This window comes from Nonomuraea deserti (assembly GCF_004348685.1).
GTDB classification, from domain to species: Bacteria; Actinomycetota; Actinomycetes; order Streptosporangiales; family Streptosporangiaceae; genus Nonomuraea; species Nonomuraea deserti.
On record NZ_SMKO01000028.1, the window covers coordinates 1 to 19,120 of the forward strand.

The following is a 19,120-nucleotide window of genomic DNA, read 5'->3' on the forward strand; positions in this document are numbered from 1 at the left end:
CGGCAACACCCCCGCCCTGCTGGCCGCCCTCAGAACCGCCGGGCTGCGCGCCACCATGTTCAACGTCGGCCAGAACGTGGAGGCGTACCCGGACCTGACGAGACAGCAGGTCGCGGTCGGCATGTGGATCGGTGACCACAGCTGGGACCACCCCCACATGACGCAGCTCACCGCCGAGCAGCAGACCGCGCAGATCTCCCGTACGCAGGACGTCATCGCGCGCGTCACCGGCGCCACGCCCCGCCTGTTCCGCCCGCCGTACCTGGAGACCGACGACGAGCTGCGCGCGGTGCAGCGCCGGCACGGCCTCACCGAGATCAACGCCGACGTGGACTCTCAGGACTGGAACAACGCCACCGCCGACCAGATCGCGGCCAAGGCCAGACAGCTGCGGTCCGGCGACGTGATCCTCATGCACGACTGGCCCGCGAACACCGTACAGGCCATCCCGCGGATCGCCGCCGACCTGCGCGAACGCGGCCTGTGCGCCGGCAAGATCTCACCCGTCACCGGCCGGGCGGTCGCCCCAGGCAACACGTGCGCCGCCGCGTACCGGACGATCTCCGCCCGCGACGGCGCCTTCCGCGGGAAGGTCGTCGTGACCAACACCGGCACCACCCCGCTCGACGGCTGGCGAGTCACACTGACGCTGCCCGCCGGGGTACGGATCAGCGCCGTGCGGAGCGGCGTCGCCACCGGCACCACGGGAACGGTGACCGTCACCGGCACCCGCCACAACAGCGCCGTCAGGCCCGGCAGGTCCACCACCTTCGGTCTCACCGGCACCCGCACCGGGGACGAGGCCGTCGCGGGCGTCACGTGTACCGACCCGTCCGGCGACACCCTGGCCCACGCCCGCACCACCGGTCGCGTCGAAGACCTGGGCGACAGCGTGCGCTACACCTGGCCGGGCGTCACCTTCGAGGGCCGCTTCCAGGGCACCGGGGTCGGGATCAAGCTGAACGACGCCGCCAACGACTACGACGTCCAGATCGACGGCGTCGCCCCGGTCACGCTACGGACGCCCGGCAGGACCACGCACTGGGTGACCGGCCTCGGTGGCGGCGTGCACACCGTACGCCTCGCCAAGAGGACCGAGAGCCCGTGGACGCCCGGCGAGTTCGGCGGATTCGTCGCCGCGCCCGGGGGCCGCGTCCTCGCCCCGCCCGCTGCCCGCGCCCGGCAGATCGAGTTCATCGGCGACTCCTGGACCGCCGGCTACGGCAACATGTCGACCAGCCGCGACTGCTCGGCGAGCGGCGGGATCAACCCCAACTCCAACGCCGACCAGGCCTTCGGCGCCCTCACCGCCCGCACGCTGAACGCCGACCACCAGCTCACGGCCTGGTCCGGGTTGGGCATGGTACGCAACTACAACGGCGGCAGCCCCGGCACCGACTTCCGCACGTACTACGACCGCACCCTCCAGGCGGCCGGCACCGCGGCCTGGCAGCTGCCCAAGGCCTGGAGACCGCAGGTCGTCGTGGTCGGCCTCGGCATCAACGACTTCTCCACCCCGCTCAACCCCGGCGAGCCGTGGGCCGACACCGCCGCGCTCGCCGCCGACTTCCGGGCCGCCTACCTGGGGTTCCTGGCCAAGCTCCGCCTCCGGTACGGCCCCGGCACGTTCATCGTGCTGACCTACCCGACGATGTCCGGCACCCCGCTGGCGGACCTCGTCGAGCAGGTCGTACGGGAACGCAGCAGCCAGGGCGACAGGCGGGTGTCGGCGCTGCACTACGACAACGACGCCCTAGGGCTCGACCTGCTCGGCTGCGACTGGCACCCGTCGCTGCACGACCACCGGCTGCTGGCGGGCGCGCTCGGCCGCTTCATCGTGACGCTGCCCGTACGGTGGTGACGGTCCGGCCGTCCCGGCCACCGGCTCGAACTGTAGGTGGCCGCCGGTCGGCAAGACCGACGTGCCCGAGACCCCGGTGTTAGACGCCGACATTCACGACGGCGCAACCGGCCACTCAGCCGCGCGCGGGCGCCGGATCTCGCAGGAAACGCCAGCGAAGAAGATCGCTGTCTCAGGTCATGGCTGTGCTGACCGAGCATCCGAAGCGGGATCCCGTCGTCCTGGCCGGCGGCGGTACGCTGCGCCACCGAGGATGGCGGTCGGTGGCACATGAAGGTCCCGGCCGGCACCCAGGCGAGCATCACCGTTCCGGCGGACACGCTGAACGATGGCTGGAAGGTGCGCTGGCGAGCCGGCGCGGCGTCACCCACCGCCACATCCGCTTGGTCGGCCTGGCGGTCCTTCACCGTCAGCCTGCCCAAGCCCACCGCCACCGGCCTGACCATCACCCGTCGAAGGTGGTGGACGGCGTGGGGGTGGCCGACACGGTCACCCCACTCTGCAGGCCACCCTCACCCATCCGACCGGCCAGGCGCTGCACGCCGAAGCCAAGATCGAGCACGAACCGTCCGCACTCGATGGGCAGGGCAGCGGACCGATCTGGGCCGGCGCCGTGGACAACATCGCCTCCGGCACGGGGGCGAGCATCGCCGTCCCCGCGGGCACGCTCACCGACGGGTGGAAAGTCCGCTGGTGTCTGCGCGGCGTCAGCGAGCAAGCGGCTGTTACGCGAGACCAGCCGCTCCATGCCGCCCGCGTCGACCGCCCGCGGGCTTCCCATCTATAACTCCTCGCAGAACCTGTCGATAGGCAAGCGGGCGATATCGAGCTTGCCCCAAATTGCCGTCTTGACGCAGCGAGACCGTCGATAGGCGTGATCCCACCAACGGTGCCGCGTGGCTCCCGTACGGCGTCGCCGTGCGTGATGACGTGGACGGCAGTGAGCACCCTGCGAGAGTCGATAACTATGCCTGATCCGAGGGCGATGGTCAGTCTCCGGAAGGGCTACCGGGCAACCCCGCCGAGGATTGAGCGAGGACAGGCTTACACCCGAAGGGGCTTGATACATCTGACGTAAGGCCGGTGCCGGTGCGAGTGCCGACCCGCAGGAGAGGGCGGTTGCGCTGTTACGGAGCAAGTCTTTCCCGTTACTGAAAACGATCTTTACTTTTAGTTCCTGCCCGTGTGATGATCACTCCGTTTTGATACCTCTGTTCGAAAGGCTGGAGTGAACACATCACGATTAGCGTCTGGCTTATCCACCCGGACGCGCCGCCGCGCCGCCCTGATCGCCGTCCTCACACTGCCGCTTGCGATCACGAGCGCACCCGCAGTCGCCCAGGGCCCCACGCCATCCCCCGCTGCCACGACTCCACCGGCCAACACCAGCACCCCGGCAGGGGCCGCGCTGGCACAGGCCAAGAAGGACAACAAGCGCGTCGAGATCGAGGCGCTGCGCTCGGAAACGGGCACCTTCTACGCCAACCCCGACGGCAAGACCATACGTGCCGAGCTGTCCAGTACCCCGGTTCGGGTCAAGAAGGACGGCGCCTGGCAGCCGATCGACACCCGACTGATCGAAGAAGACGGCGTCCTGCGGCCCAAAGCCAGCCTGGGCGAGCTCACCCTGTCAACGGGCGGCAACACCGACGCCGTCACCTACACCGGCGCCCAGGGCAAGGCGGCCATCGCCGCACCCGACAGGCTGCCCGAACCGGTGGTCGAGAACAACAGCGCCACCTACCCCGACGCCTACGGCCCCGGCACCGACCTGGTCGTCACCGTCACCCCGAGCGGCTTCCGCCACGACGTCGTCATCCGCCAGCGGCCAGCTGAGGACCTCAAACTGCGCGTGCCCATGCGCCTGCCCGACGGCCTCAAACTGGGCAAGGGCCCGGACAAGACCCCCGGCGTACTCAACGCCAAGGGCAAAGAGGTCGACGACCTGTCGGCCGCGCCCATGCTGGACGCCGCCGCCATGGCCAGCCCTGACCAAGGGCACGTCGGCCAGGCGAAGGCCACGGTGGACGGCGACAGCGTCGTCCTCATCGCCAAGGCCGACTTCCTCACCGACCCAGCCGTCACCTACCCCGTCACGGTCACCGCCGCCTCGGAAATCTGGGAGGGCACCGGCATCGCCGGCGACACCCACGTCAGCAACGTACTTCCCAACGGCGACGACAACGCCCTGCTGGAGTCTCTGACCGCCGGCCGCTCACACAGCGGGACCCGCACCCACCGCGCCTACATTCGCTTCAACATCCATGACACACCACTCATGGGCGCCACGATCACCAACGCCGACCTGCGGCTGCACAACTACAACTCCCACACCTGCAGCGACGACAACCCCGGCATCGTGGCCCACCGCATCACCGATCCCTGGACCGTCAACACGCTGACCTGGAACAACCAACCATCCGTAACGGTCAACGGCCAGGTCGGCAACAGAGGCGCCTACAGCGCGACCATTCCCTGTCCTGGAGGGGAAGGCGAGCTGTACTACTCCATCGAAGACATGGTGCGCGAGTGGGTGGCCGGTGAGCCCGACGAAGGCGTCCGACTCACCTCCCCCACCGAAACCGTCGCCCAGAACTGGCGCTCCTACCGCTCCGACGAATACGGCGGCTACGACACCTACCCCCTCACCCCCCGCGGCCCCGTCCTCTTCATCGAGTACGAGCCCGTTCCCACGGTGGAGGTAGCCACGTTCCAGTACGGCGACTGGGGGACTACGCCAGAAGACCTGGCGGAGCAGCGGTCCCGGGAGAGCGAGGACGGCAGCCCGCCTGGTCTCGATCCAAGCCATGAAGAGACGCGCCAACGAACGCTGAACTCCACTCAGTCTGTCACCGTAAACCCGGACGATCTCCCTATGCCGGAAGACATGACCGAGGAGGAGTTGGAAGAGTTCATCCGGGAGGAAGGCGGCAGCGTCGATACCCCGGAAGATCCTCCCACTGCGGACACGCTGGCTCCTGAGGTGATGACGAAGCCAGCCGACGGTGACACCGGCGTCGCTCTCGACGAGGAGATTCGCGTCGCGTTCACGGAATCGGTAACAAACCAGACTTTCGCTTTGAAGGATGCGGCGGGAACCGATGTTGCCTTCAGCGCGACGCCCATTGGGGACGATCCTGATACAGAGGAAGTCGAACCGAGCGATCAGGGCTGGGTGCTCAAGCCCGAGCAATCCCTAAAGGAAGCTGAGCGATACCGCATCGAGGTCAAGGCGGCTAAGGATGCCGCCGGAAACGTCATGCGCGACTTCTCTGCCACGTTTACGACCGTGGGAGGAACTGCGCCGGTGCCGGGGCTGGTGGCGGCCTATGGCATGAACGAGGGCTCGGGCACCAGCATCGGGGACTCTTCGGGGCAGAACAACACTGGCACGGGCAGCGGCACCGTCTGGGCGAATGGCAAGTACGGTAAGGCTCTGTCGTTTGACGGCTCTTCCAGCTTGGTCACCGTCGGAGATGCCGCGTCGCTGCGTCTGGCAACTGGGATGACTCTGTCGGCCTGGGTCAACCCGGCCTCAGTGGCTGACTGGAGCAGCGTGGTGGGCAAGGAGCTGAGCGCCGGGGGCATCTCGTACACGATGTACGCCGCCACTGACCTGTCAGCTCCGGGTGGCTGGGTACAAACCTCTCCCGACGATTCGTCGTACGTTGACGGCTTCGAGCCGTTGCCGGTGAACACCTGGAGCCACCTGGCGGTCACCTTCGACGGTGCCGCCCTGCGGCTGTTCGTCAACGGTCAGCCGGTCAATGAGACCCCTATGAGCGGCGACCTCTACGACGACGGCGGCCTGCTGCATATCGGCGGCAACTCCGTCTTCGGCGAGTACTTCGACGGCCTGATCGACGAGGTGCGCGTCTACAGCCGCGCCCAGGCCGTAACGGAGATCCAGGCCGACATGAACACCCCCGTCGGCTCCACCACACCGAATCCGGACCCGACCCCCACACCGGATCCCACGCCGACGCCGGATCCCACGCCCAACCCGGTGCCGGGACTGGTGGCGGCCTACGGCATGGAAGAGGGCACGGGCACCAGCGTCGGGGACTCTTCAGGGCAGAACAACACCGGAGCGGCGACCGACACCAGTTGGACGACCGGCAAGCATGGCAAAGCCCTGTCCTTCAACGGCTCCTCCAGCTGGGTCACCGTTCCACACGCCGAATCACTGCGCCTGACGAACGCGCTGACGCTTTCGGCATGGGTACAGCCGGCGGCGGCGGACCACTGGCACACGGTGCTGATGAAGGAAACCGCCGACGGCGGCTCCTACGGCCTGTACTCCTCCGCCGACGAGTTGCTCCCCCTGGGCTGGCTGCAAACCGCTGACGGGCCGCGGGGGGTGTCCAACGGCAGCCCGCTGCCGCTGAACCAGTGGAGTCACCTGGCCGTCACCTACAACGGCAGCATGGCCACTCTGTACGTCAACGGCACACAGATCGACCAGGCACCGATCAACGGCGACCTCGTCGACGACGGCGGCGCACTGCGCCTAGGCGGCAACAGCGTTTGGAGGGAAGAGTTCTTCAGCGGCCTAATCGACGACGTGCGAATCTACAACCGCGCCCAGACCGCGGCCGAGATCCAAACCGACATGCGTACCCATGTCGGTGCTGCGAAAACGGGGGTGGCGACCCAGCGGTCGCAAAAGAACTCGCCTGCCGGAGTCCGAAAGCTTGCGGTCGGTGACAGCCGCAGCGTGGACGGCATCACCATCGCTTCCACCTCCACTCCCCGCCTGACCGCGTGGCTGTCTGCCGGGCGCGACGGCGAGACGAGGGTGGAGATGGAGGTCGCCCGCGAACCCTCCAAGTCTGTCAAGGCGGGCAAGGTGGTTTCGGACAAGCAGCTGATCTGGTCCGGCCAGGCCACCGCCGATCACGGAGACTCCCGGGTGACGTTGCAGGTTCCCAAGGGGAAGTTGCGGCCTGGCGAGAACCTAAGGTGGCGAGCGCGCCTCAACGGCTCCGGAACCACGGGGACCTGGACGGGCTGGCAGGATCTGACCATCAAACAGGAGGAGCCAGCAGCCGCGACACCGACATCTGCAGCGCGTGCCTTGGCCGACGATGACCCGCTCTTCCAGAAATGCCTCGATACCCCTGGGGCGTACGACGATCCCGGCTTCACGCTCAACCGGCAGACCTACTGCTCGGTCCAGACAATTGCGGTCGGCGACTTCAAGCTCCCTGAAGGCAACCCCGAAATAAACCGAGGCGTCTTCGCCAAAGCGGTGATCGTCGGACGCGCTTTCAACAACGGTAAGAAGACGGGGGCTCCGAGGGATCGTATCTCCCGTTGGTCAATTAAACTGTATGACGTGGAAGCGCACGGCGCCTCAAAGAATTGGGCGTGGCTCGCATTCGGCGTGAAGAACTCCGAGAACTCCGACTGTCATATGGACTCGGCTTACGTAGAGGGCAGCTGGCAGCAGTGGCGTGACGGCAAGGTCGCCGAGTTCGCCGTCGTATCCAAAGAGACAGATCCCGGCCTTGCCGGTGAAGACCTCGTTGCGTTCTGTTACCCCAGGTTCTACTACAAACACTGGTACCCGGAAGTACCTTCGGAGAAGCCGAGGTATATCTACGCGGAGGGTGTGCCCACCGTCCGATGCGATTCCGCTTCGTACATCGTGAAGTCCTACGGTACTGGCTGCGTCATGCCGTATGCGCAAACGACTTACGAGACGACCGAGACACGTCCGGGAAAACCCCACGAGGACGAGGGTAACGTCCTCACGGCCTACCGAAGCGTTCCAGGCCATATATGGACCGCGCTACAGGCATCCATCCTCACTTATCCGAAGGCCGCCAGCAAGGCAATGCCAGGAACCCCTACCACCGGGCATCTGACACGAAACGTCAATAACAACTGGAAGAAAGGAAACAACGACAAGTCGAGAGCACTCTGCCGGAACCTTTTCAAGGAATACGACGACACAGACCCAGTGCTGGGAAAGAAAGGCTCTCACAAGCTGTATGAATGTGACGAGTATCCATTTCAGTCCACCATGCAGGGGTCGTGGACCGGAGCCAACAACGGGAAGGATTCAAATTTCCGACGATTCTCCGTTAGACCCGTCTACCACAAGCACAACAACGAGGATAGCAAGAACCTCGGCAAGTACTACGGCTCACAGCGCATCCTTGGCGTGGACGGAGATAAACGTACGAAACCGTACGATCACTTCTTAGTGAAAGCGATTGTGCCAGGCTATAGAAATTGGTAGAAGCGCGCATGTCCAGGCATGATTCGCGATAGCTCGACACCGTAACTGCCCCCGGGATGAGCAGACATCGTTCATCCCGGGGGACGCCGGCTTACAGGAGATATGCATGCTGGAAAAGATGATCGAACAATATGTCGAGACGCTGAGAACACTGACTCTCGACATTTTCGCATACACGCTAACCATCCCCGACTCCGGCCAACTGACATCTGCGGAAGCCATCCGCCGCCTACGATCGGCCCCTCTTACGCAGCCTGCCGGCCCTCCAGGGCCCTATGACACCGATGGCGATGAGGACCTCATGCTGATAGCCATCGACAACGGAATCGTCACACTAGACGGAATCAACCCGGACCCCGACCGTAAAGAGGTGACCGATCGACTGGCCGGCCAAGAACTTAGGCATTGGTACCTGGCCCAGGACATCGAGGGCAATGGCACCCTGTATGTGCGCTACGGAGACGCCGAAGGGGAGGTACAGTGTCCCGAACCCCTCGCCAATCCGTCCACTCCCTGGACAGAGTTCCTCGGTCCCTTAACTCCGTACGCCGCACTCCTTGCATCTCTCTATGACGACAGAGAGCTAGAAAGAGACGCAACCGCCATCTTTTTGGCCATCATTGAGCATGAAAGCGGAGTTCGTTTTAACGAGGCCTTACTCGCAAGGCCGCGTCTAATCGTGCCAATCGATCCACATCGTCCTATCGTGTAGCGACCGAGCCACTTGAACAACCACGTGGGAACTTGTCGCCCCTGCTCGCCACGAGGCCGGTATGAGCGGAGGGCAACCTGAGCGCATCGACTTACCTGGGACGGCGTGCAGACATGACTACGGAGCAGATGGGTCGATGGCGAAACGTCGAGCTGAGATCGCGGGAGCGACGGCAGCCGCCACGCATGCTCATGCCGGCCGTGCGACATCCAATCGAGTCGAAGCATCCGCACCTAAAGAGCGGGAACGCTTCACGTGGCCTTCGCCACGAACTTCGTTCCGACCAGCGCAAACAGAGGTCAACTGATGGGTGTGGAAGCTCGTTGTTGAGGAACCGGATGCACTTCGGGCGGCAGCCACATACCGCCCAGAAAGGCATATAACGGACGATGTTCGACTCGAGCTCTCCTAAAGCGGGTGCCGCAGGTTCGAATCCTGCCGGGGGCACTCATCTCCACCAGGCATTTCGGCCTCTGACCTGCGGCTTCTCAGCCGCAGGTCTTTGCTTGTCCGACCCCCGGTAGGCCGCCGGAGGCACCCAGATGCAGCCGTAGGACAGAGTTCTGGGGACATATGGGGGATGATCTTGATGACGTTTCCCGAGGTCAGCCGCAGGTAGTGGGGACGGGCTGTCACCCAGGGGGCGCTCGTCTCTAAGATCGGGATCGTGCAGCGCCTCGCCCTCTTTGATCTAGACAGAACGCTCATTGACCTCGATGCCGCGTTCGTCCGGTGGGCTGAGGAGTTCGTCAGTCAACAGCACCTGAATCCTGAGGCTCTTACCTGGCTCGTCGGCCAGGATCGCGACACGCACCCACATCGAGAAGCGTTCTTCAGCAGGGTGCGAGAACACTTCGGCCTGGCGGAGCCGGTCCAGGAGCTATGGGCCGGCTACCGCCGACGCATGCCCCACCTCGTGCAGTGCTACCCGGGCGTCCTGGCTGGATTAGCCGATCTACGCGCCGCCGGATGGCGCGTGGGCATCGTCACCAACGGCACGGCCGACAACCAACTCGGCAAGCTCCGGCGCACCGGCCTGGCCGACGCAGTCGACGGCTACGCCGTGTCAGGGGTCGAGGGCATCAGGAAACCCGAGGCTGGGCTGTTCGAGATCGCCGCCCAGCGATGCGGGACCAGCCTCGACGGGAGCGGCTGGATGGTCGGTGACAACCCCGTCGCCGACATTCAAGGAGGACAGGCGGCCGGGCTTCGCACGATCTGGATTGACCGGGGAACATGGTCAGGACACGAACACCGAGCCCACCATGTGGTTGCCGACGTCGCAGAAGCATTCGACGTGCTGCATGACGCACGCTGATAGAAGCTTGGCCACCCCCACGGACCGCAACCAATTAAGCGTTCAGTACGTAGTAGGCATACGAGGTGTACGAGGGCGAGAGGCAGAGGTAGTGTCCAGGACGTGCGCCTGAATGATCGCCGACTGCCTATTGTTGCCGCGGCGCTCGTCGCTGTCGCCGTTGTGGCTGGTTGCACAGGGAACGCCGACAAGCCCACGATGGACGAGGCCTCGAAACAGCTCATCACGGACGGCGACAAGCTCTTGGCCTCACAAGACCTCGCGCGCATAGGATCCGCTACCGCGACCGAACGAGCAGACCAGGACGGCGAAGCAGGGTGCTTGAAAGGCCAAGTACAGCGCTTCTTCCGCGCTCAGGGAAATCTCACAGGTCCGCCATATAAGCAGTCACCAGGCAATGTGGCAGGACTGCTGGGGAGTTGGCTGCGCCTGCGTGGTTACGACACAACGATAGATGACCTGGATCTTCGTGACGAGAACGTCGGTGTGGCTGTACTACAGCATCCGACCACAGGAATAACGTTTATCATAACCGTTCGGAACGGCCAGAAACCAAATATTCTCATCGTCGGAAAAACGAGCTGTTACGCAGGTTGAATTCGTAGAGCCGGTCATGGCTATGCTGAGGGCCGAAAATGAGCCCGGTCTGGATCAGGCGGACACCACTCCCTTCCGAAGCAGCGCCGGTCTGTCACCCTCCCGCCAGCGTGTTACCGACTGCTCGTACACCCGCAATCACGCCGCGGCCGTCCTGACCGGCTGTCTACCCCGAACCACTCGGTCGCTGCTTGCACCCGGACACGCCCCGCCGCTTCAACCTGTAGAACCGGGCAAGCGGACTGTCCCTCGCCCTTCAGCCCCTTGGGTAGCTGATAGATCACGACGCTGTAAGCAGGGATGCCGATGAGGTGACGGGTCAGGACCCTAATCACCCCTGACCACAAACAACAAAATCGTTGCCGCGACAAACCCATCCAGAGATAATCAAGGCATGGAAGGCGGCAGGAGCGAAGAGGACGAGCGCATCGCGCTGGCCTGGATAGATAACCTCGTCGGCGCAAAGATGCTGGCCTATATATTGAATTGTGACCGTAGCACCATACAGCGGCACCTATCGGGAGAGGCGCCACTCAGCGTCAAGCATCGTGAAATAATCGCCGCAATCAGACAGTTCCACGAGTCGCTGCCCCACGATTCGGAAAACCAGCAGCACCGCGAAGTGCTGGGTGGATGGCTGACGCTTGGGAGAGTTCACGATAGATCTCGTGCGCGAGCAATACGTGCGCATGCTGGAGGGGAGGATGTTCAGCTCACACCCAAGGACGAAGCGCAGAGACTGCTCATCATTATCGCTAGCGACGTATTCCCCGCCTTTCTACTTCCCAGCGATATTCCTGGTGATCTCGCCAGTCGCCCCTTTGCACGAGAGTTGAGCATTCGAGTAGTTCAGGCCATTTTTCAGCACCCAGAAGCCCAAGCGTTCCTTGAAGCATTTCTCTTGAGCGCCGAACTCCATGGGAAGTTTAGGCATGAGGAGAAGCATTTGGGACCAGTCGCGATGATATACCACAACATGGGTGGTGGCGAAACGCTGCAGCTATCCATGCTACTAAACATGTTGCTAGAATCAGCCTGGCGTCACATGGACGATACAGACTCGATTTCACCAGAACGATTCACACTCCAAGCGGTCAAAGAACTACAGCTAGTTAGGGCGTTACTGGCGGGCAAACCTCGTTCGGTAACGGCGCGATACGCCTTCACCGGCGTAAGTCTTCCTCCGGATTCACGCTTGGAGATCCCAAACGGAGTCGTGCGGCCAGCCAACGAGAACGACAACAGATTTGCACCTCCAACGTTGACTGGACAGATCACGACTACTGATGAGTTTGGCCACAACACCCTAGTCGATTATCGAGGGAACGTTGTGCTGGAATACCGTTACCCCTACAGAATACGTCTTTCCTCTTACGACGAAGAGGACATGGAATCCTTCCCGGACGACCTGCACCCGCCTGTAGAAATCGAGCCAGCCATAATACGGCTGCGATTCGGACTGATGCTGGCGGTCAAACGTGATTACCGAGCCCAGCTCATCCCAACTTGGCGAAGCGTGGACAGGCCATTGAGCACAGGTGTCGATGTATCATGGTCCGACCCTCGCCACGGAGCGCTGTTCACACCCGTCACTCTAACGGACGTTGAAGTTTCTGCATGGCACACATGGTACGAGCGCCTATCCGCACCCAGTGTGAACAGAATCGAATTGGCACTTTCGAGAGTGCTGCGGGCAATCGCCGAGCGTCGCGATCCTTCGGATGTTCTGATCGATTCGGTCATCGCATGGGAAAACTTGTTCGGCACCAAGGAAGGCGAACCTACGTTTCGTATCACGATGAGTCTAGCTATGCTGCTCAAGATTTCTCCATCCGAACGGGAAGATTTTCGCAGCGAGCTGGTTGCGATCTATGGGATCAGGAGTCGTCTTGTCCACGGTAACGGCACGCTCACCGCAGATGACTATCCCAAGTGCCAAAGGGCCCTCGATGTGGCGATAGAAGCGATCCGAACACTGGTATCCGAGCGGACAGACATTCTTGAACTTGTAGATGGCGGCCGACGCAGTACTGCATTGCTATTGGGGCTTAGTTAGTCAAGCTTCGTTCAGAAGGCTGTCCTCCAGCCCAACTGTAAGAAAACGGCTGGAATCAGCCTGGAGCTCACATTGGCATCTGCGCCGCCTCGGCGCGAGTGAGCTCGGCTTGCCTTCGCAGACGATCAGCTGTGGACGCACAGCTTTCCCGCAGCATGCGAATCTCGCTGGCACGCCGCATGGTCTCGGTGATGAAACGCCCTGCGGCCGGCCCTTTCCAGAACGCGTCTGCCGTCTGCGGCTGGGCCAGCGTAGCGGAGAAAACTCCGTCGAGTTCCTCGGCGTATCGCATGAAGGTGGCGGCAAGCAGGTCCTTGTCGGCGGCTTGCCTCAGGAGTTGGGCTTGGCTGGGGATGGTCATTGCTACCCTCCTCGCTGTTGCAATGCCTTGACAAGTGCGTCATAGACCCGTCCTCGGAATGCCATCCGCACTTCATTCCGCTGAGCGTCAGTCAGCGGCTTCTGACCGTGCTCATTCAGCGACTCATTCACCCACTGTGTCTGCCGCAGCACGATGCTCTCCGCGACGTCCTCCGCCGTCGCCGGGGTCTTCTTGTCGATGAAGTCCGTGATCATGCCCTTGAGGCCGTCCTTGGCCTCATCCATCCCGGCGTCTCGGGCGGTGGCCACGTTGGCGTCCTGGATGGGCCAGTACTTGTTGGAGAGCCACGAGACGGGTAGCAGCGCGACACCTGCGAGCCAGTCGGCGTATTCGTCGTCGGTCCACTCGGCGTGCGTCGAGCCGCTCAGCATGAGATTCGCCACGCCCCCAGCGAGTGCCGCGCGGGAGGTGTACTGGTCCTGGGTGGCTTCATCCCCGAAGGGCCGGAAGCGGCCGATGTCCAGGCCCAGCGTGTAGTCCTGGGAGGCCTTCATCAGGGTGTTCGCCGCGTCCTTGTCCTGCATCAGCCCGCCCATGAACCGGGAAGCGTCATCAGGAGCGAGGGTGTCCCATGGCGACGTGGGGAAGATCGACTTCAGTTCGGGGGAATCGCGCTTGGATTGCCCACGGGCGAGCTGGTCTAGATAGGGAGCTACGTTCTTGGCCAAGGTCTCGCTGATCGGGGAATCCTTGAGCGTGCCCCACGAACCGCCGATCCACGGGCTGTTCTCGGCGCCCATCCCCCGGATGATGTTGAACCATGCTCGATCGCGGACATCAGCGGTTCCGGCGTTGGGGTTCAACGCCTTGTCCAGCGCTCCGGCGAGGTTCGCTTCGAGGTCGGTGACGCCGCTCATCCGGGCGCGCTGGGGATGCAGGAGCCAGCCTGCGGCGTCCTTGTTGTCAGCCAGCAGCGTCTGCAGTGCCTGTGGGTCGTCGTTGTACGCCTCCACCAGCGCGTTCAGATTCCAGTTGGGGCTCGTCGGGAGGTCCGCCCCCAGTGGACGGCCCAGCACGCGCAGCGCCACCTGGTTAAGGAGTTTGCTCGACGGCTTGGACATCGCGATCAGTGCCGTCAGCACGCCCGGCTGAGTGGATTCCAGAAATTTCCCGCGCCACTCTTCCCCCAGCCGTCCGGCGCGTTCTGCGTTGGCGTACGCCTCGGCCAGTGGCCCTAGACTTTCCCGGCCTTGCTGGAGCATGGCCGGCGGAAGGCCTCTGTCCATGGCCGGGCCCTTGTCCTTCATCCAGTGCATGAACAGCGCACGGAACTTGTCCGGTCCGAGGCCGTTCAGCAGGGCGGCGGCGTACGCGGGATCGTTCAGCTTCTCCTTCGTTATCCCCGCCGCCTCGGTCACCTTCCGCCAGGTCTCTACCGAGCTCTCAATCTCATGCTGCTTGAGCGCATCCGCGATGGGTTTCGCGTCGGCTTTCCCCTGGCGTGCTGCCTCGGCCTCGCTGTCGAACGGAAAGACCATGCTTAGCATGCCGTTTCCGGAACTCGGGACCATCTGTTTGAGCGTGTCCATCCGCCATTTGAGATCACGCTGTGTCTCGTCGAAGAACGCCCATGACCTGTGCATGGCTGTCACCCCAGCGGGGCCGGTCCAGGACGAGCCTGCCTCGGCGATGGCCGCCTCCAAACCGTGCCGCGTGCGGCCCAGGACGTCCTTACCGCCCTCCATCTCACGTATGAGCTGTTCCGCTCGGCTGGGGTCGATTCCGACGAACTCCCCCATGGACCCCTCCCAGAGGGTGTGCCTACAAGGGAGGAGTCAAGCACAACAGCCAATCCCGGTAAATGCACCACACTTCCCTATAAGCAACCGGAATTACTCGGCCATTTGTGGGCGAAGACCACCTGTCGATCAGGCCGCCGCAGGAACCGTCCAGAAAGCTCCTACCGGTCCCAGACGAGCGGGACTGGTTCGGCTGGAAGGTTGCCCGCGAGCAGGCCTTCTACCAGGCTGGGAAGGTTGGTGGGAAGGATTTGTTCCGTGGTGGCGTGCAGCTCGTTCAGGGTCCACCAACGAAAGCAGTCGAGCCGCGACCGTTCGAAATCTTCCATTCCCAAGGTGTCGATCTCCAGGCTGGGGACGCGGTGCGCGAAGAAGTGGTGTTCCGAGCGCATCACCACGCCGTCGTCGCGGACCCAGGCGCCCGCGCTGAGCGCTACCGCCGAACCGAGTGCAGCGGGCTCGACCCGGTAGCCGATCTCTTCATGCAGTTCCCTGGCCGCGGCGATCTCGGGCGTTTCGCCAGGATTGAGGCGGCCACCTGGAGTGAACCAGGCCAGCCCGCTGTTGTTGGCCCACCGGGGTGCGCGGTACAGGAGAATCCGGTCCTGGTCGTCGATGACGATCACACGAGAGGCCACGGAGAGAACTGGCGCGGGGTGATGCCAGTCGATGACGTACGGCTCAGCGGGGATCTCGCCCATGAGCAGCGGTTCAAGCAGATCGGGCAGATTACGCGGGATCAGCTTTTCAGCCGTGTCCCAGAGTTCCTCCAGGGTCCACCAGCGGTAAGTGTCCAGAAGCGAGCGTTCGAGCTCTTCCATCGCTGAGACGTCCACCGTGACCGCCTGGACGCGGAGCAGGAAGAAATGGTTGGTGGCGTAGTAGAGAGCGTCATCGGAACCGACGTAGTAACCCTCGCTCAGGGCGACCACCTCACCGAACTTCTCCGGCGCGACCTTCAAGCCGGTCTCTTCACGGAGTTCACGGGCGGCTGCCACCGCCAGGTCTTCGCCGCTGTGGACGCCGCCGCCGGGGGTGAACCAGGCCACGTCGGAGTTCTTGACGGGTCCTGAACCACGGAAGAGCAGGATCCGGTCGTGGTCGTCGAGGAGAAGGATGCGGGCGGTGGGCCGCATGATCGGCTCGGGCACAAGGGCGACCCTACTGGTCAACGCTCAAGCTACGCTGCCCTTCCAAGCGGGCCACTTGGGCCAGACCATCGCCGTCCTTCGAGACCACCGCGTCGTACAGGCCGCGTAAGGATGAAACGGTTCAGTAGAGGGAGTGACAGGCCCGGTTGCGGATACGGAACTCGGGACGGGCAGGTGGGAACAGTTCGTCGCACTTCGCAGCGATCACCGGGGCCCATCGGCTTCTGCCTTTTACTCGTGTTTCCTTGTCTCGGGCGGTTCTCGCACGGTCAGCAGGGATCGCGGTCTTCGGGGGTTGGACCTGTGGAGCGCCCTGATAGCGCGGCACCGCCGAGAGTGTTGATCGGCGTTGGGGCCTGGCCGGTTTCGTCTTCTTCTTCGACGTGCTGGGCGTTGTTGAGGGCAGTGCCCGGGGCGAGGGTGTCGGCGGCGAGGTGGGCACGACCGAGGGCCCGGTAACGCTCGGGCCGGGGGTCGGCAGTGACGCGGCGCTCGTTCGAGAGGAGGCTGTGTCTGTGCCCCCTGCCGTCGACCAGATACCGAAGGCCACGCAGGCTACAAGACCAGCGATAGGCGCCGGCCGGACCAGCCGGGCCCGATCCGCCAGAAGTGATCGCTGCGGTGGAGTGGGATTCGAGTACCTACGCCAGCGCAAGGAGTCGGACGCGGCGACAGGTCGAGGTCGCCTGCGGAGCGGCAGGCCGTACGGCGGACGCCGCTGCGGACGGTGGTCTTCAGTCGAAGGGGTGGGATGGTCTTGATCTTCGTGCATGATCCTCCCTACTCACTGCCCGTGTCTGTCAGCGTCCCGCAGAGCGGCTACGTCCAGCGGGAACGACTCGGTAAAGGCAGCGGTGCAGACGAGCGGCCCCGGGACAACCGGGGCCGGAGATGGATAAATGTGGGCTACATGTCCAGGGCGTCGTTGATCTTGCCGTTGATCTGCTCCTGCTGGCCGTCCATGCACTTCGCGTAGACGCGCAGCAGGACGTCAACGCTGTGCCCGGCCCGCTTGGCGACCTCCGGAGCCGGGACACCCGCGTTCAACCAAGAGCGACACTGCCGCGTGGCGCAGGTCGTACGGCCGGGCGGCCAGCGACGAGGCGACCTGCGCCGGGGTCAGGGCGAGCTTCCGGGCTTGCTGCCAGACGTAGGAGTGCGCCGAGCTGGAGTAAGTACCGCCGGTTCTCGTGCTGAAGATCCTGCCGTCCTTGGCCGCGCCGAACGCGGCGATGTGCTCGCGGAGCATGGCGACCAGGACGGGCGGGATCGGGATCTCTCGTGTCTCCTTGTCCGCGCGGTGCTTCAGGCTGCGCGACTCGTGAGTCTGCCCGGAGTTGGTCCAGCGCTTCGTTGCCTGAGGTCGCGCCCGCTCCAGGACGATCAGGCCCCAGCCGGTCTCAGGCAGCGTGCAGTTGGTCAGCCGCAGGTCCGCTGCCTCCTCCGGCCGCAGCGCCGCGTAGTAGATGCAGCCGAACAGCGCCTTGAGCCGGGGACCGCGGTTGCGACCCACCTTGGGCACGGCGTCGAGGAGCTGCCGCGCCTGGGCTGGATTGACCACCGTGCGCGGATCAATGACCGTGACCGCCCTCGGCGCCGTCCATTTGATCTCGTCCAGCGGGTTGCTGCCGAACGCCTTCTGCTCCACCGCGTGCTCCAGCAGGTGATGGAGCACGGCACGCTTACGCCGTACCGTGTTCGCCCCCGCCGGGGCGCAGGCAAAGGTCATCGAGATGGCGTCGAGCGCCGTACGCAGAACGTGCGGCTCCTTCAGCGCGGACAGCGGGACGGATGCCCGCTCTAGCCAGCCGAGAGCTGCGGTTTGGGCCGGGGTCAGGCTGGGCCGCCTCTTCTCCGGGATGAGTGCGTAGATGCGCAGGACCTCTCTCAGTTCTTCGGGCGCAGGGCGGCGCGGCGCGTCGGTCACCAGAGCCGGGACCAGCGACAGGAGCGCGTAGGCGTCCGTCTCCCGGGTGCGGGCCGCCGAGGCGTTCCAGCGACGCAGGACGTACGCCTGAGCGAACTCCAGGAACGTCGGCCCGGAGGACGCCCGCGCGAGCGTCGACACCGGCAGGCCGGTGGCCACGTCGAACTCCTCTCCCGCCTTCGCCGCCTGCCGCAAGTCGGACAGGAAGGCGTTGGCCAGACCCTTCGTACGGAAGCTTCTGGACCTGGGCTTGCCCGCGACGCGCCAGCGGGCGATGAACGTGGGTGTCTCGCGGTCCGTACGGTGCTGGACTCCGCCGAGCTTGACGTCGTACGTGGTGTTCATCCCGCCTCCCGTCGCGAGTCCAGCCAGGTGATGAGGTCGCTCCGCCAGACGCGGAGTTCGAGGTTCGGCAACTGCACGCAGACCGGCGCACGGCCGAGTTCGCGCCAGCGGTAGAAGGTGCGGCGGGAGACCCCGCCCAGTTCGGCGAGGACCTGCGGAACGGTCAGCAGCTCGTCGCTCCTGCTCATAGGCGATCACCGCCCGTGCTCGGGAGGCGGGTGCCGGTGAGCGCCGCCGCGAGGACCTGTTCGCCGATAGTGAGGCCCTGACCGGCGTACTCCCAGTGGGCGACGACGAGCACGGTGTCCTCGTCGAAGAGCGGTAGCCGTCCGGTGGTGATCTCCTCGGCGCGCATGTGTTCCTCACGCGCGGCGCGGAGCTGCCCGAGGGTGGTCGAGTAGCGGCGGCTCTTGGTGGAGAAGCGGCCGCGGAAGCCGAGCATGTGAGCCCACTGGATGAGCCTGAGGTCGGCCAGCTCCGGGTGAGCCCCCAGCCTCATGCAGGCAGCGATCAGCCGGCGGGCGTGCTCGCGGACGGGCAAAGTGTCGAGGTTGTCGAGAGGCTGGATCCGCCGGTCCAGCGTGCCGACGCACTCGGCGGCCTTGGTGGCGTATTTGGCGATGTACGCCGCGACGGCCTGTTCGGTGAGATCGCCGTCCATGCTGATGCGGCGTACGTCGAGTTGGGTGCCCCAGCGGAAGCTGCGGCTCAGCGGCTTGACCTCCGCCGTGACGACCGGCCACCGCATGCTGAGCAGCCAACGCCAGAGCATCGGCGGTCGCCCA

13 protein-coding genes are annotated in these 19,120 nt (G+C 64.3%); 6 read left to right on the forward strand and 7 right to left on the reverse strand.

Annotated elements, in window-relative coordinates; genetic code table 11:
• The 6 genes from E1292_RS13800 to E1292_RS13825 all read left to right on the forward strand — a co-directional run.
• Window positions 1-1,861 (forward strand): polysaccharide deacetylase family protein (locus E1292_RS13800; protein WP_132595539.1); only part of this gene is annotated, 1,861 nt, incomplete at its 5' end.
• A gap of 1,228 nt (window positions 1,862-3,089) precedes the next feature.
• Entirely contained in the window at window positions 3,090-8,108 is a 5,019-nt protein-coding gene (locus E1292_RS13805; protein ID WP_132595540.1) for a LamG-like jellyroll fold domain-containing protein, read from the forward strand.
• Between the two features lie 106 nt (window positions 8,109-8,214).
• Window positions 8,215-8,820: a hypothetical protein gene (locus E1292_RS13810; protein WP_132595541.1), complete on the forward strand. Its 606-nt coding sequence runs from the start codon at window positions 8,215-8,217 to the stop codon at window positions 8,818-8,820.
• A 667-nt stretch (window positions 8,821-9,487) separates the two neighbouring features.
• A complete protein-coding gene (locus E1292_RS13815; protein WP_132595542.1) occupies window positions 9,488-10,138 on the forward strand; it encodes an HAD family hydrolase in 651 nt (216 codons plus the stop codon).
• A 102-nt stretch (window positions 10,139-10,240) separates the two neighbouring features.
• Entirely contained in the window at window positions 10,241-10,735 is a 495-nt protein-coding gene (locus tag E1292_RS13820) for a hypothetical protein (RefSeq protein WP_132595543.1), read from the forward strand.
• A gap of 394 nt (window positions 10,736-11,129) precedes the next feature.
• A complete protein-coding gene (locus tag E1292_RS13825; protein ID WP_132595544.1) occupies window positions 11,130-12,791 on the forward strand; it encodes a HEPN domain-containing protein in 1,662 nt (553 codons plus the stop codon).
• A gap of 67 nt (window positions 12,792-12,858) precedes the next feature.
• On the opposite strand, the gene E1292_RS13830 is transcribed toward E1292_RS13825, so the two are convergent.
• The 7 genes from E1292_RS13830 to E1292_RS53690 all read right to left on the reverse strand — a co-directional run bounded on the left by E1292_RS13830 (window position 12,859) and on the right by E1292_RS53690 (window position 19,107).
• Window positions 12,859-13,152: a hypothetical protein gene (locus E1292_RS13830; protein WP_132595545.1), complete on the reverse strand. Its 294-nt coding sequence runs from the start codon at window positions 13,150-13,152 to the stop codon at window positions 12,859-12,861.
• A 2-nt stretch (window positions 13,153-13,154) separates the two neighbouring features.
• Window positions 13,155-14,912: a hypothetical protein gene (locus E1292_RS13835; RefSeq protein WP_132595546.1), complete on the reverse strand. Its 1,758-nt coding sequence runs from the start codon at window positions 14,910-14,912 to the stop codon at window positions 13,155-13,157.
• Window positions 14,913-15,073: 161 nt separating this feature from the next.
• Window positions 15,074-16,063 (reverse strand): NUDIX hydrolase, encoded by a 990-nt coding sequence (locus E1292_RS13840; protein ID WP_132595547.1) that lies wholly within the window; start codon window positions 16,061-16,063, stop codon window positions 15,074-15,076.
• 906 nt (window positions 16,064-16,969) lie between these two features.
• Complete coding sequence (locus E1292_RS53685; RefSeq protein ID WP_246090099.1) at window positions 16,970-17,110, reverse strand: hypothetical protein; 141 nt, start codon at window positions 17,108-17,110, stop codon at window positions 16,970-16,972.
• Window positions 17,055-18,335, reverse strand: coding sequence for a tyrosine-type recombinase/integrase (locus E1292_RS52225; protein ID WP_246090100.1), 1,281 nt, complete (start codon window positions 18,333-18,335; stop codon window positions 17,055-17,057). The genes E1292_RS53685 and E1292_RS52225 overlap by 56 nt, the downstream gene beginning before the upstream one ends.
• A complete protein-coding gene (locus E1292_RS13850; RefSeq protein WP_132595548.1) occupies window positions 18,332-18,523 on the reverse strand; it encodes a helix-turn-helix transcriptional regulator in 192 nt (63 codons plus the stop codon). Before E1292_RS13850 ends, E1292_RS52225 begins: the two co-directional genes overlap by 4 nt.
• Complete coding sequence (locus E1292_RS53690) at window positions 18,520-19,107, reverse strand: replication initiator (protein ID WP_246090101.1); 588 nt, start codon at window positions 19,105-19,107, stop codon at window positions 18,520-18,522. The genes E1292_RS13850 and E1292_RS53690 overlap by 4 nt, the downstream gene beginning before the upstream one ends.
• Window positions 19,108-19,120 lie beyond the last annotated feature (13 nt).